Below are 14549 nucleotides of genomic sequence, written 5' to 3'. Positions count from 1 at the left end.
ACGACAACGAACAGGGAGCCGAAGACCATGACCACCCGCAAGACGCTCGGCCTTGCCGCAGCGGCCAGCCTCCTCGCGCTGTCCGGCGCCTGGGCGAGCGAGATCAACATCGCCCGCGAGATGGACTCGAACAACTACGACCCGCACAAGAGCACGGCGCTGGCCGCGGCCGAGATCCTGTTCATGCTGGGCGACACGCTGGTGTCCATCGAGCCCGACATGCAGACCTTGGCCCCCGGCCTGGCGACAAGCTGGGAGGTGTCCGAGGACGGCCTGACCTACACCTTCAAGCTGCGCGACGACGTCAAGTTCTGCGACGGCCGCGCGATGACGGCCGAGGACGTGGTCTACAGCTTCAACCGCTGGCTGGATCCGGCGACGGCCTCGCCGGTGAAATGGCGCGCGGGCGAGGTCGAATCGATCACCGCCCCTGATGCGACCACCATTGTCTACAAGCTGAAGTCGCCCTTCTCGGAGCTGCTGTACCAGCTGACGCAAAGCTTCGCGACGATCATCGACCGCAACCAGGTCGAGGCACTGGGGGCCGACTTCGGCATCCAGGGCATGAACGGGACCGGCCCCTATTGCTGGGAAAGCTGGAATCCGCGCGACCGCCTGACCATGACCAAGCACGCGGGCTACGCTTGGGGGCCGGACTTCTACGAGAACAAGGGCGAGGCGCAGATCGACCGGCTGGTCTGGCAGGTGGTCCCCGAGGAAAACACCCGCACCATCGCGCTGATGACCGACCAGACCCAGATCACGCAATACGTGCCCTATATCGCGCTGGAACAGCTGAAGGTCGCGCCGAACCTGAACGTGGTGCAGTCGGAAAGCGCCTTCTGGACCTATTTCATCGGCTTCAAGGTCGATCACCCGACAGTCGCGGACCCGGCGGTGCGGCGGGCGATCAACCTTGCGCTGGACCAGGACGCGCTGGCCCGCGACCAGTTCTTCGGCGGCGTGCAGGGCGCGCAGAGTTACATCAGCACCGCGACCAAGGACTGGGACCCGGCGCTGGAAGCCTCGCTGCCGCCCTATGACCCGGCTGCGGCCAATGCGCTGCTGGACGAGGCGGGCTGGGTGCCCGGGCCTGACGGCATCCGCGTCAAGGACGGTGTGAGGCTGGCGCCCTTGGGGTATTTCTTCACCGGCTCGACCTGGCAGAAGCTGTCGGAATACACCCAGGCGGAACTGCGCAAGATCGGCGTCGATCTGCAGGTCGAGATCTTCGACGCCACGGTCGCCTGGGGCAAGATGGCCACGCAGGAGTTCGACGCCTTCGGGATGAGCTATCCCTATGTCTCGGCGGGCGACGCGCTGAACCTGTATTTTCCCTCGGCCAACATCCCGACGCCCAACCGCATGAACTGGAAAGACTCCGAAACGGACCAGTGGCTGGCCGAGGGCAAGTCCGCCCTGGACGACGCCACCCGTGCTGCGGCCTACGGCAAGGTGCTGGCCAAGGTGCATGACGCGAACGTCTGGCTGCCCCTGATCCACGAGCCGCGGACGGTCGTATCCTCGACCCGCCTCGCGCCGATCGTGCCGCACAGCAACTATGGCGCGGCGCTCTACAAGGGCCTCGACCTGAAGCTGGTCGAGTGACCGTCCGGGCGGGGCCGACAGCGGTCCCGCCCCCTTCGCGACAAGGGATTAGCATGGAACAGAACGTCACGGTCATCCGCGACTGCCCGTGGATCATTGCCTGGGACGAGGCCGCCGAAAGCCACCGCTTCGCCTCGGGCGACGTCGCCTTCGCGGGCGACCGGCTGGTGCATGTCGGCGGGCGCTACGACGGCCCGGCCGAGCGCCAGATCGACGGCAGCCGCAGCATGGTGTCGCCGGGGCTGGTGAACATCCACTCGCACCCGCTGTCCGAGCCGATGAACAAGGGCTTCCTGGACGAGCTCGGCAGCCCGGCGCTGTATATGAGCTCGCTTTACGAATACATGCCGCTGTTCGGCACCAGCGGCGAGGGCACCCGTGCCTGCACCCAGGTCGCCTATTCCGAACTGCTGCAATCCGGGGTGACAACGCTGGTGGACCTGTCGGTCGTCTATGACGGCTGGCTGGACCTGCTGGCGCAGTCGGGGCTGCGCGGCGTGGTCGCGCCGATGTATCGCTCGGCCAGCTGGGGCACCACCGACGGCCATGTCGTCCACTATGACTGGGGCGCGGACGGGGGCGAGCGCGCCATGGCCGAGGCCATGGATTTCATTGACCGCGCCACGGCCCATGACTGCGGGCGCATCACCGGGATGGTCGCGCCGTCGCAGATCGACACCTGCACGCCCGAACTGATCCGCGACAGCCATGCCGAGGCGCAGCGGCGCGGCGTCCCCATGCAGATCCACGCGGCGCAGTCGGTGGTCGAGTTCCACGAGATCACCCGCCGCCACGGCCGCACTCCCGTCGAATGGCTGGATGACCTGGGCGTGCTGGGGCAGGGCACGATCATCGGTCACGGCATCTTCCTGAACGACCACCCCTGGGTCCACTGGCCGCATGGCCGCGACCTTGACCGGCTGGCGGGCAGCGGCACGGCGGTTGCCCATTGCCCGACCGTGTTCCAGCGCCGCGGGATCGCGCTCCGCAGCTTCGGCCGCTATCGCCGCGCGGGCGTACCGCTGGGGATCGGGACCGACACCTATCCTCACAACATGATCGAGGAGATGCGCCACGTCCTGATCAACTCGCGCCTGATGTCGGGGGACGTGTTCGACTTGCGGACCTCGGACGTCTTTGACGCCGCGACCGTTGGCGGGGCCGCGATCCTGGGCCGGGACGACATCGGGCGGCTGGCGCCCGGCGCCAAGGCCGACCTGTTCATGGCCGACCTCGACCATCCCGCGATGCGTCCCGTGCGCGACCCGCTGCGCTCGCTGATCTATGTGGCGGGCGAGCGTCCCGTGCGGCAGGTCTTCGTCGATGGCCGACAGGTGGTCGAGGACGGGCGGGCGCTGGCCTTCGACCTTCCCGCCGCGCTGGACCGGCTGGAAGCCGCGCAGCGGCGGGCCGAGATCGACTTCGCCACCCGCGACTACGCCGGGCGGACGCATGATCAGGCCTCGCCGCTTTCCTACGGGAAGACGCCATGACCCAACCGCTTCTGTCCATCGAGAACCTTGTCGTTGAGTTCGGCACCCCCCGGCACCGCTTCCCCGCCGTCAACGGCATCGACCTGACGCTTGAAAAGGGGCGCACGCTGGGGCTGGTGGGGGAATCCGGCTGCGGCAAGTCGGTGACCTCGCTGGCCGTGATGCGGCTGGTCCCGCAGCCCCCCGGCCATTACGCGGGCGGGCGGATCATGTTCGAAGGGCGCGACCTTCTGTCCCTGCCAGAGGCCGAGATGCGCAAGCTGCGCGGCGGCCGCATCGGCATGGTGTTCCAGGAGCCGATGACCTCGCTGAACCCCGTCTATACGCTAGGGGTGCAGTTGCGCGAGATGCTGCAGGCCCATTCGGACCTGTCGGACCGCGCCGCCCGTGACCGGGCCATCGAGTTGCTGGACATGGTGGGCCTGCCGTCGCCCGCCAAGCGCATCGACGACTATCCGCATCAGCTCTCGGGCGGTCAGCGCCAGCGGGTGATGATCGCGATGGCTCTGGCCAACGACCCCGTGCTGCTGATCGCCGACGAGCCCACGACGGCGCTGGACGTGACGGTGCAGGCGCAGATCCTGGAACTGCTGCAGAGCCTGCAGGAACGCACCGGCACCGCCATCCTGCTGATCACCCACGATCTGGGCGTCGTGGCCGAGACCTGCGACGAGGTGGCGGTGATGTATGGCGGCAAGGTGGTGGAGCGCGCGCCGACCGGGGCGCTGTTCGCCGATCCGCAGCATCCCTACACCATCGGCCTGATGGCCGCCGTGCCCCGGCTGGACGCGCCCGCCGACCGGCTTGCCACCATCCCCGGCTCGGTCCCGCCGCCTTGGGCGAACCGCAAGGGCTGCCGCTTCGCCTCGCGCTGTCCGCTGGCCATCGACGTCTGCCGGGCCGAGCAGCCTCCGCTGGCAGCCATCGGGACGGACCACAGCGTCGCCTGCTGGCGCGCCCCCATCGAGGAGATCGCGGCATGAACGCGCCGCTTCTGTCGGTCGAGAAGCTGACCAAGCATTTCCCCGTCCGCCGGGGCCTTCTGCGGCGTGTCACCGGCGCCGTGCAGGCCGTCACCGACATCAGCTTCACGCTGGAGGCGGGCGAGACCCTGGCCATCGTGGGCGAGTCCGGCTGCGGCAAGTCCACCGCCGGGCGCACCATCCTGCGCCTGCAGGAGCCGACCGGGGGCCGGGCGCTGCTGAACGGGCGCGACATCTTCGCGCTGTCCCCGGCGGAACTGCGCGCCGCGCGGCGCGAGATGCAGATGATCTTTCAGGACCCCTTCGGCTCGCTCAACCCGCGCATGACCGTGCGCGAGGTCATCGCCGAGCCGCTGCGCCTGCACGGCATGGCCAGCGGCGCGGCACTGGACCGCCGCATCGACGAGGTTCTGTCGATGGCCGGTCTGTCGTCCTGGCATGCGGGCCGCTATCCGCACGAGTTTTCCGGCGGCCAGCGCCAGCGCGTCGGCATCGCGCGGGCGCTGGCGACGAACCCGCGCCTGATCGTCTGCGACGAGCCGGTCAGCGCGCTGGACGTTTCGATCCAGGCACAGATTGTCAACCTGCTGCAGGACCTTCAGGCCGAGACGGGCGTGGCCTATGTCTTCATCAGCCACGACCTGGCCGTGGTGCGTCACATCGCGACCCGCGTGGCGGTCATGTACCTGGGCCGCATCGTGGAAATGGCCGAAGCCTCGCAGCTGTTTGCCGACCCGCGCCATCCCTACACCCGCTCGCTGATCGCAGCCGCGCCCCGGCCGGTGGCCTCGGGCCGCGTGCCGCAGGTGCCGCTGAAAGGGGAAACCGCCAGCGCCATGGCGCCGCCCCCCGGCTGCGCCTTCCACCCCCGCTGCCCCTTCGCGCAGGACCGCTGCCGGACCGACCGGCCCGAGCTGCGACCGGTGGGCGACGACCTTGTCGCCTGCCATTTCGCCGAAAGCCTGCCCCCCATGCCCAAGGAAACCGCCGGGGACGAAAGCCCGGCACTGGCGCGGCGCCTTCAGGTGCTCGCCCATGCTCGAAAGGAAGCCGCATGAATGGTGCGGAAAGCGTCGTCCGCAGCCTGCACGCTGCGGGGACAGAGGTATGTTTCGCCAACCCGGGCACGTCCGAGATGCAGTTCGTGGACGCGCTGGACCGCACGCGGCTGATGCGCTGCGTGCTGGGGCTGTTCGAGGGCGTCGTGACCGGCGCCGCCGACGGCTATGCGCGCATGGCAGGCAAGCCCGCCGCGACGCTGCTGCACCTGGCGCCCGGCTTCGCCAATGGCGCGGCCAACCTGCACAACGCCCGCAAGGCACGCTCGCCCGTCCTGAACTTGGTGGGCGAGCACGCGGTGCGGCACCTCGGCTATGACGCGCCGCTGTCGGCGGACCTGTCGGGGGCGGTCGCGCCGTTTTCCGACTGGGTCAAGACCGGCAGCTCGGCCGCGACGCTTGCGCGGGACGCAATGGAAGGCTGGGCGGCGGCAGCCTCGCATCCCGGCGCGGTGGCGACCCTGATCCTGCCCGCCGACCTCGGCTGGGACGAGGGCGGGGTGATCGCCCCGACGCCGGCGCTGAGACCGGCGGGCCTGGTTTCGGACGACTCTGTCGCCCGCGCGGCCGAGGCGCTCGGCCCCGGCGCGGTCCTGCTGATCGGCGGGACGGTGCTGGAGGACCCGCAGTCGCTGAAGCTGGCAGCCGGGATCGCGCAGGCAACCGGTGCGGCGGTGATGGCGCCGGGCGCGAACCGGCGTGTCGAGATGGGGGCAGGGCTGCCCGTCATCCCGCGCATTCCCTATCCGATCGACATGGCGCTTGAGGCACTGTCCGGCTTCGATCGCGCCGTGCTGGTCGAGACCGTCGAGCCGGTCGCCTTCTTCGCCTATCCCGGCCGCCCCAGCGTGCTGCTGCCGCCTAGTTGCCGCACCCTGACCTTGGCCGAGCGCGCGCAGGATGGCCGCGCCGCGCTGGCCGCGCTGGCGGAACTGGTGGGGGCGAAGCCATGGCGAGGCACCGACGCGCCACGCCCTGTCGCCCCGCAGGCGGGGCCGCTGAACGACCTTGCGCTGTCGCAGGCCATCTCCTCGGCCCTGCCGGAAGGCGCCATCATCGTCGACGAGGGGATCACGCGCGGCCGCGATGTGGGCAGGCTGGCGGCCGGCGCGGCGCCGCTGTCCTGGCTGGCGATCACCGGCGGCTCGATCGGGATCGGCGTGCCGCTGGCGGCAGGGGCCTCGGTCGCCTGCCCGGACCGCCCGGTCGTGGCGCTGCAGGCGGACGGCTCGGCCATGTACACGCTGCAGGGCTTGTGGACCCAGGCGCGCGAGGGACTGAACGTCACCACCGTCATCTTCGCCAACCGGAGCTACGAGATCCTGAAGGGCGAGCTTCTGCGCGTCGGCGCCAATCCCGGCCCGACCGCGCTGGACATGCTGGACCTGCGGCGGCCCGATCTGGATTTCTGCGCGCTGGCCCGCGGCATGGGCGTCCCCGCGCAGCGCGTCGAGGACGCCGCCGAACTGCACCGCGCCATCGCCGCCTCGGTCTGCGAGCCCGGCCCGATGCTGATCGAGGCGATGCTGTGCTGACCAGCCAGTCAGCGGGGCGAGGAGGGGAGGAGCGGCAGCAGTTCCTCGATCACGTCGACGAACTGAGTCTCGGCCAGGGCGCAGCCGCGGGGGTGGCGGACAAGGTAGATATGCGTCCCCAGCCATTCGCCCGTGGTGCGGACCGGCCAGAGCAGCCCGGCCTTCACCTCGGCGCGGGCCGAGGTCCAGGGCAAGAGGCCAAGCCCCACGCCCGAGACGATCATGCGCCGCACCTCCTCGACATGGGAACTGGTGCCGCTGGTGCTGCGGCCAAGCCCGAGGCGGATGCTGAGGGGACCCATGGGCTCCAGCCCGGCTCCCTCGCGCGCGCAGGCGAAGGCCACGAAGGGCTCTTGCCGCAGCTCGTCCAGCGTGACCTCCTCGCGGCCGAAGAAGGGATGCTCGACCCCGCAGAAGACCGACCATTCGTCCTGAAACAGGAAGCGGCAGTCGAGTTCCGGCACCGGCTCGGTCAGCAGGCAGATGCCCAGGCCCTGCGCCTGCTCGCGCAGGGTCGCCACGATGTCGTGGCTATTGCGGACCTCGATCCGCAGCAGCACTTCGGGGTGGCGCTGGTGGAACAGGCGGAAGGCTTCGTCCAGCAGCGGAGAGATCAGGTTCGAGACAGTCATCACCCGAAGTTCGGGCCGGTGCTGGCCGACGCGCAGCCCGATGCGTTCGGCCGCGACCTGCATCGCCTGGACATCGGCCAGCACCGCCTCGCCCACAGGGGTCAGGCTGAAGCTGCGCCCCTCGCGACGGACCAGGGTACGGTCCATCGCCGTTTCCAGCCGCTGCAGGGTCTGGCTGACGGCCGACTGGCTCATCCCCAGAACCTGCGCGGCCCGGGTGAGACCGCCGTTTTCCACAATGGCGGCGAAGATGCGGAGATGGTTCCAGTTCAGGGTCGTCATGTCAGGCCGGGTGCGGTCAGGATGGGAAAGAAGCTGAAGCTTTCCCGGATCTTGCGCCCTGTGCAATCGCTTTCCCGCCCCGAGGGCGGCTTCAAAGGTCTATCCGATGCGTGCATTCTATTCCCCTGACCAGGCCCTTCATTCCCCGAAACAGTTCATGCGCTTCGGGGAACTGGCCGCCCCGACGGACGTGCCCGCGCGGACCGGCGCCCTGCTGGACGCGCTGGCGCGCATGGGCATCACCCCGGAAACACCGCCCGACCATGGCCGCGCGCCCGCGGGCAAGGTCCACCCGGCGCATTACATGGACTTTCTCGAATCCGCCTTCCGCCGCTGGCAGGAGCTGCCGGTGCATGGCCCCGAGGTCCTGCCCAACACCTTTCCGGACCTGTCCGCCGAGCGCGTCCGGCCGCCCTGTCCGACGGATCACCTGATCGCGCAAACGGGCTATTACTTGGGCGACCTTGCCGTGCCCCTGGGCGAGTTCACCTGGATCTCGGCCCTGCGCGCAACCCACAGCGCGACGGCCGCCGCGGATGCGGTGGCGGCGGGAGAGCGCGCGGCCTATGCGCTGTGCCGGCCCTCGGGCCACCACTGCCGGGCCGACCGGGCCAGCGGATTCTGCTACATGAACAACAGCGCCATTGCGGCCGAGCGGCTGCGCAGCCGCTTCGGCAAGGTCGCGGTGCTGGACATCGACGCCCATCATGGGGACGGCACGCAGTCGATCTTCTATGACCGGGCCGATGTCATGACCGTTTCGGTCCATGTGGATCCCGATGCCTATTACCCCTTCTTCACCGGCCGCGTTCACGAGCGGGGCAGGGGCGAAGGCGAGGGCTTCAACCTCAATCTCCTCCTGCCCCCCGGTTCGGGCGACGAGGCTTTCCTGGCCGCCATCCGCCAGGGTCTCGATGCGGTCGCCGGCTACGGGGCCGAGGCGCTGGTCCTGGCCCTCGGCTACGACACCCACGTCGAGGACCCGCTGAGCCTCGTCCGTGTCACGACCGAGGCCTTCCACGAGGCGGGCCGGGCCGTGGCCTCGGCCGGCATCCCCGTCGTCGTCGTGCAGGAAGGCGGCTACCAGGTGTCCGTGATCGGCGACTGCCTGGAGCGCTTCCTGCAGGGACTTCGCTCGGGGATGTGAGGCTGCCCCCGGCCTCAGGCGGGGGCGCCGACCTCGGCCTCGAGTTCGGCCAGCGACTTGGCGACGATCTCGAACATGTCGTCGGCCTGCTGGCGGGTGATGATCATCGGCGGACAGAAGGCCACGGTGTCCGTCATGTTGCGCGAGATCAGCCCGTTGCGGTGCATGGCCGCGTTCATCATCGTGCCCAGCCGGCCGGGTGTCGTCACGGATTTGGCCTGCTTGTCCTCGACCAGCTCGACCGCCGCGATCAGGCCGACCCCCCGGACCTCGCCCACCAGCGGGCTGGACTTCAGCGTTTCCAGCCGGGCGCGGAAATGGGCGCCGACCTCGCGTGCGTTGCCGACCAGGTCGTTCTCCTGGATGATCGCGAGGTTCTCCAGCGCGACCGCCGCGCCAAGCGGGTGGCCGCCTGCCGTGTAGCCATGGCCGAAGGTGCTGATACGGTCGCTTTCATCCGCGATGGGGGCGAAGAAACGCTCGTTCATCAGGATGGCCGAGAAGGGCACGTAGCTTGACGTGATCTGCTTGGACATCACCATCACGTCGGGCCGGATGCCGTAGGTGGTCGAGCCGAACATCTCGCCCGTCCGGCCGAAGCCGCAGATGACCTCGTCGGCGACGAACAGGATGTCGTATTTCGCCAGCACCGCCTGGATCTTGTCGAAGTAACCCTTGGGCGGAACAACCACGCCGCCCGCGCCCATCACCGGCTCGGCCCAGAAGGCGGCGACGGTGTCGGGACCCTCGCGCTGGATCAAGGCCTCCAGATCCTCGGCGCAGCGGGTGGCGAACTGTTCCTCGCTCTCGCCGTCGCGGCCTTCCTTCCAGTAATGCGGACAGGTGGTGTGCAGCACGCGGTCCAGCGGCAGGTCGAAGGAGCGGTGGTTGTAGGGCAGCCCGGTCAGGCTGGCCGCCGCAATCGTCACGCCGTGATAGCCGCGCGTGCGGGCGATGACCTTCTTCTTTTCCGGCTTGCCCAGCGCGTTCGAACGGTACCACACCATCTTCAGCACGGTGTCGTTCGCCTCGGACCCCGAGTTGGTGTAGAAGACCTTGCTCATGGGGACGGGCGCGATCCCGACCAGCTTCTCGGCCAGATCGATTGCAGGGCCGTGGCTCTTGTGGCCGAAATTGTGGTAGAAGGGCAGCTTTTCCAGCTGGCGGGTCGCGGCCTCGATCAGCCGGCGTTCCTTGAAGCCGACGCCCACGCTCCACAGCCCGGCGAGACCTTCGATGTAGCGCTTGCCAGAGGTGTCGGTGACATAGATGCCCTCGCCGTCCTCGATGATCATCGGACCCACGTCCATGTGGCGCCGGGCGTTGGTGTAGCCGTGGAAATGGTGACGGATGTCGCGCGCCTCGGCCGTGTTGCCGAAGTTGGTCATGTCGTCCATGTCGGAAGTCCTGCGGAATTGGAAAAGCTGGGCGCCGCAAGCCTGCCCGGCGCCTCGGCGGTTGTCGACACCGGAGTGCTTGACCAAGGTTTGACGAACTGAAAACCTTGCGCGGACCGCAGCGGGGGAAAGGTCAGTGACGCATTCGGGAACGCCTTTCCGCGGGAGCCTGTCGGACATCGACATCGCGGCCCTGCGCGAATTCATCGAGATCGTCGAGGCAGGCGGCATCACCGCTGCGCAGGGGCGTCTGGGCAAGGGAAAGTCGGCAATCAGCCTGACGCTGTCCCGGCTGGAAGCGCGGCTGTCGATGCGGCTATGCGACCGGGGCCGTTCGGGATTTCGGCTGACCGAGCAGGGGCAGATGGTCCACTCCGCCGCCATCCAGCTGATGAGCGAGATCGGACGCTTCACGGATTTCATCGGGGCGGCGACGCACAAGCTGGAAGGCGAGGTCTCGATGTTCGCCGACGACAGCTTCCTGTTCGAGTTCGCCGATCCCCTGTCGCGCGCCATCGCCCGCATCAAGGACCGTTATCCCGGGCTCAAACTGAACCTGCGGATGACCTCGCCGGACCACGTGCTGGCGTCGGTGCTGGAAGGCTCGGCCGACCTCGGCTTCACGGCGCTGATCCGCCAAAGCGATGCGCTGGTTGCCACGCCCGTCTGCAAGGAACGGATGGGCGTCTTCTGCGGCAAGGACCATCCGCTGTTTTCCCGCGACGACGCCTGTCTGACGATGGAGGAACTGCGCCGCCACGATTTCGTCGCGGCCGAGGTCGCGCAGGACGCCGATTACTCGGACTTCGTCGGCGCCTTCACGGTGACCGCCGTGGCGCCCACGATCCTGTCGCGGATGCTGCTGATCCTGTCCTCGCGCTATCTTGGATTCATGCCGGTGGCCTTCGCGGCCCCTTGGGTGGCCAGGGGGGACATCCGCGAGATCGCCGCCCGCGGCAGCCGCGGCGCCAACACCTGCTACCTGATCCACCGCCGCGCCCGTCCGCTCGGGCTGGCGGGCTCGATCTTCCGCCGCATGATCCTTGACGAGTTTGCAGGCTGGAAGCATGCCGACGGAACAGTTCCGGGACCGCTTGCATCATCCGCTGGCTGACAGGGCAGGACATCCATCCACTCAGTGCTCAGCGCACGGGTGGCGTGCATGGCCGCAAACAGAAGCCGCGCGGCCCTGATCGTGCGGCAGCGCGGCTGTTGAGGGGTCAGGGGCGCCCCACAGGCGAGCGCCCCGATGGTTCAAGGCATCAGAAGAAGTCGGACGCGTCCAGTCCCTTGAAGACATAGATGCCTTCGCCGAACCTCAGCACCGCGTCGTCGCCCACGTCCTGCAGGCTGACAAAGGACTTTGCCGACGAGATGGCCGCGTATCTCGTATAGCCGTTGATGGTCAGGATGTCCTGCGAGACGTCGAAGTCCGTGATGCTCGCGCGGCTGACGCCAGGGGACTGTGCATTCATGAACACGAAGCGGTCGGCGCCCGCGCCTCCGGTGAGGAAGTTCGAGGACGTGCCGCTCATGTCGACCTCGATCCGGTCGTCGCCGTCACCGGCCATCACGTAATCCACGCCCGTGCCCGTTCTGATCAGGTCGTTGCCTGCTCCGCCGACAAGCGTGTCGTCGTTGGCTCCGCCGATCAGCGTGTCCTGGCCCTCGCCACCGTTCAGGTTGTTGTTGCCGTCTCCGCCGATCAGCGAATCATGGCCGAGCCCGCCCAAGATCACGTCGGCGCCGGGTCCGCCCGACAGGATGTCGTTACCGATGCCGCCGTCGATCGTGTCGGCATCGCTGCCACCGGTGATCGAGTCGCTGCCATCTTCCCCATACATCGCGTTCAGGCCGCGCACGGTGCTGATCACGTCGGCCCCGCTTCCGCCGTACATGGTGTCGTTGCCGCCACCGCCGATCAGGGTGTCGAAGCCCGCGTCGCCGTACAGACGGTCATTGCCTTCGCCGCCCGAGATCCAGTCGTCGTCGGCACCGCCGTTGATCACGTCGTCACTGCCGTTGCCCGCGAGGCTGTCCTTGCCGCTACCGCCGTTGATCGTGTCCTGCTCGGCGCCGCCGGTGATCGTGTCATCCCCGTTCTCTCCAGCCAGGAGGTTGCGGCCGCGAGAATCACTGATGACGTCATTTCCTTCCCCACCGATGAGGGTATCGTTGCCACCCGCTCCGTTCAGGGTGTCCATACCCGCGCCGCCGAAGATGCTGTCGTTGCCCTCGCCACCATCCAGCGAGTCGTTGCCGAGATCGCCGTAAAGCACATCCTGGTCAGCCCCTCCGTGAATGCTGTCGTTGCCATCGCCACCGCTTAGCGTGTCATTACCCGTATCGCCGATGATCGTGTCGCTGTCGTTGCCGCCCTTGATGACGTCGTTGCCTGCCCGGCCAGTCAGCACGTCACTACCGGAGCCGCCAAGGATCGTGTCGTCAGACATGCTGCCCGTTGCTGTGTCGTTGCCCTCTCCGGCGTCGATCTGCCCGCCTGTCCAAGTCAGCTTGTCGCCATCCGCGTCGGTAAAGCCTACTTCGATCTTGTCGTCTCCGGCTGTTCCATTCACGACACCGTCCCGGCGAACGATGCCGTAGTTCATCAACACGACTCGACCCTGCTGCCAGGTGACCAGCAAGTCATCCGCCGCCCCGTCGCCGTCCGAGTCGATCATCTTCCCGGCAGCCACCAGTTCGGCATCTGTCCAGAGCCGGGTGCCGAGAGTGAGGGTGTCCCCCTGTTCCCGGCGGTAATCCGTGACCACGTCCTCGCCACCGTCCGTGAAGACGAAGCTGTCCGCGCCGCGCCCGCCGGTCAGCAGATCGTCGCCGTTGCCGCCATGCAGGAGGTCGTCGCCGTCGCCTCCCGACAGCACATCGTTCCCGTTGCCGCCGAATAGCGTATCGTTGCCGTGCTGGCCGAACAGGTGGTCGCGTTCGGTGCGGCCAGTCAGGACATCGTTGCCGTTACCGCCATACAGCATGTTCATGGCATTGCCGATACCGGTCAGCGTATCGTTGCCATCGTAGCCCGCCGCATAGCCGAGGCCTGCCAATCCGGTCCGACCCCGATCCTCGTCGATGACGGCTCCCGCCAGCAGTGCTGCTGTGATTGCCTGGTTCCCGGCGTGGTCAGGATTGCTCTCGCCCATCGTGAAGGCGTTCATTCCATGGGCAAAGCTGTCTGGATGCCGAAAGGTGATCTGCCGGCCATTGTCGATAGACAGGAAGGCCGACTGCCCGGTTTCGGCTCCAGGAAACCACCCCAGACCGATACCGGCGTCGAAGAAGGCCTCCCAGGCGCGCGCCATCCAGAAGGATGGATCGCCGTCCGGGGCATCGTTCGACTGGCCGCCCATTGCATTCGTTTCGGTGATGATGATGTCGTCACCTGCCAGAACACCGTAGTTCTGGCGGATCAGGGCCTCGAAGCCTTCGATTTCCTCGCCGGCACCGCTGGCCCAGTCAGGATAAAGATGAGCTGACCACACCAGGTCGCTTCCAGTAGCAGCGCGGATCTGATCAAGTACCGACCCTTGGCCATCACTTGCACGCGTCGAATCGAGAACAGTGAACTTGGCCGAATAACCGAAGCCGCCGATCATGATGCGGGCATCTGACCGTTCCTGAACCATTTCGGCGAACTCGGTCATGTGGTTGCCGTAAAGACGGATGAATTCGCCCTTGTTGCCCGTCCGGTCCTCGGCCCGGGCATAGGTGTTCGGTTCGTTGACGGCCTCGAGCGCGTAAACGGCGTTCGCCGCCTGCGGATGGTCATCGAGCCAGTCGAGCATCTTGTCCCAGCTTTTCATCATCCGGTCGTGGATGGCTCCGTTCAGCTGGGCACGCATCTGGTCGGCCGAGGCGGGCTGCTCGTCGCCCCCAAGGCGCTGGATGTCGCCGTCCGAGTAGTTGAAGACGAACTGAAAACCCTGCTTCGCGGCCTCAAGGATGAAGCGTTCGTATTGCGGATGCAGCGAGCCGTCGGCATTGAACGAGAAGGCGTTGAACGGCAGCCGAAGCGTGTTCACATCCGGCAGGTTGGCACGAAGTTGCCGGGCATAGGCCTCGGGTTGGTTCTCCATCCCTTGCGGTATCGTTTGAAACGACGACTGCCAGATATAGTACTTGTCGTCGGAAGCGATGTTGGCGTCGTAGGTGCCCTTCTGCCTGTCGAGTGCGGCTTGATCTTCGGCAAACACTTGCAGGTTGATCATATTGATCTGAGTTGTCGCGGACATAATCCCCTCACACGTAATGGTTGTGTCTAAACAAGAGAACGACTCTTCAAAGTCCGTTACGGTTGTGCTGAGTGAGATCACTCGCACTCACTTTTCCGTGACGGAAACATCAGCGCAATTGCCGCATTGAGTAAAAGTTTAACTGAAACAATTAACTATGGCGCAGC

10 protein-coding genes are annotated in these 14549 nt (G+C 67.2%); 7 read left to right on the top strand and 3 right to left on the bottom strand.

Annotated features, from left to right (window positions below):
* Positions 1-27 precede the first annotated feature (27 nt).
* From BLQ03_RS05035 to BLQ03_RS05015, 5 genes are read left to right on the top strand one after another with little or no spacing between them, the layout of a single operon-like run.
* Positions 28-1608: an ABC transporter substrate-binding protein gene (locus tag BLQ03_RS05035; protein WP_090753562.1), complete on the top strand. Its 1581-nt coding sequence runs from the start codon at positions 28-30 to the stop codon at positions 1606-1608.
* Between the two features lie 53 nt (positions 1609-1661).
* Complete coding sequence (locus BLQ03_RS05030; protein WP_090753561.1) at positions 1662-3101, top strand: amidohydrolase family protein; 1440 nt, start codon at positions 1662-1664, stop codon at positions 3099-3101.
* Positions 3098-4084 (top strand): ABC transporter ATP-binding protein, encoded by a 987-nt coding sequence (locus tag BLQ03_RS05025; RefSeq protein WP_090753559.1) that lies wholly within the window; start codon positions 3098-3100, stop codon positions 4082-4084. The genes BLQ03_RS05030 and BLQ03_RS05025 overlap by 4 nt, the downstream gene beginning before the upstream one ends.
* Entirely contained in the window at positions 4081-5142 is a 1062-nt protein-coding gene (locus BLQ03_RS05020; protein WP_090753558.1) for an ABC transporter ATP-binding protein, read from the top strand. Before BLQ03_RS05025 ends, BLQ03_RS05020 begins: the two co-directional genes overlap by 4 nt.
* The gene (locus BLQ03_RS05015; RefSeq protein WP_090753556.1) at positions 5139-6677 is read left to right on the top strand and encodes an acetolactate synthase large subunit; all 1539 of its coding nucleotides are present in this window, start codon (positions 5139-5141) and stop codon (positions 6675-6677) included. Before BLQ03_RS05020 ends, BLQ03_RS05015 begins: the two co-directional genes overlap by 4 nt.
* Before the next feature lie 8 nt (positions 6678-6685).
* On the opposite strand, the gene BLQ03_RS05010 is transcribed toward BLQ03_RS05015, so the two are convergent.
* Positions 6686-7591: a LysR family transcriptional regulator gene (locus BLQ03_RS05010; protein WP_090753554.1), complete on the bottom strand. Its 906-nt coding sequence runs from the start codon at positions 7589-7591 to the stop codon at positions 6686-6688.
* A gap of 106 nt (positions 7592-7697) precedes the next feature.
* Between BLQ03_RS05010 and BLQ03_RS05005 the strand changes: the two genes are divergently transcribed.
* The gene (locus tag BLQ03_RS05005) at positions 7698-8738 is read left to right on the top strand and encodes a histone deacetylase family protein (protein WP_090753552.1); all 1041 of its coding nucleotides are present in this window, start codon (positions 7698-7700) and stop codon (positions 8736-8738) included.
* Positions 8739-8752: 14 nt separating this feature from the next.
* Here BLQ03_RS05005 and BLQ03_RS05000 read toward each other — a convergent pair whose 3' ends face one another.
* Positions 8753-10126 carry an aspartate aminotransferase family protein gene (locus tag BLQ03_RS05000; protein ID WP_425415718.1) on the bottom strand — a complete coding sequence of 458 codons (1374 nt, stop codon included), beginning with the start codon at positions 10124-10126 and terminating at the stop codon, positions 8753-8755.
* A gap of 145 nt (positions 10127-10271) precedes the next feature.
* On the opposite strand from BLQ03_RS05000, the gene BLQ03_RS04995 reads away from it, so the two are divergent.
* Positions 10272-11249, top strand: a complete 978-nt coding sequence (locus BLQ03_RS04995; protein WP_090753549.1) for a LysR family transcriptional regulator — start codon at positions 10272-10274, stop codon at positions 11247-11249.
* A 148-nt stretch (positions 11250-11397) separates the two neighbouring features.
* Here BLQ03_RS04995 and BLQ03_RS04990 read toward each other — a convergent pair whose 3' ends face one another.
* Positions 11398-14382, bottom strand: coding sequence for a calcium-binding protein (locus BLQ03_RS04990; protein WP_090753548.1), 2985 nt, complete (start codon positions 14380-14382; stop codon positions 11398-11400).
* Positions 14383-14549 lie beyond the last annotated feature (167 nt).

This window comes from Paracoccus chinensis, assembly GCF_900102885.1.
Classification (GTDB): domain Bacteria; phylum Pseudomonadota; class Alphaproteobacteria; order Rhodobacterales; family Rhodobacteraceae; genus Paracoccus; species Paracoccus chinensis.
Note: the sequence above shows the minus strand (reverse complement) of the source record. Positions and strands in the feature narration are given on the sequence as shown.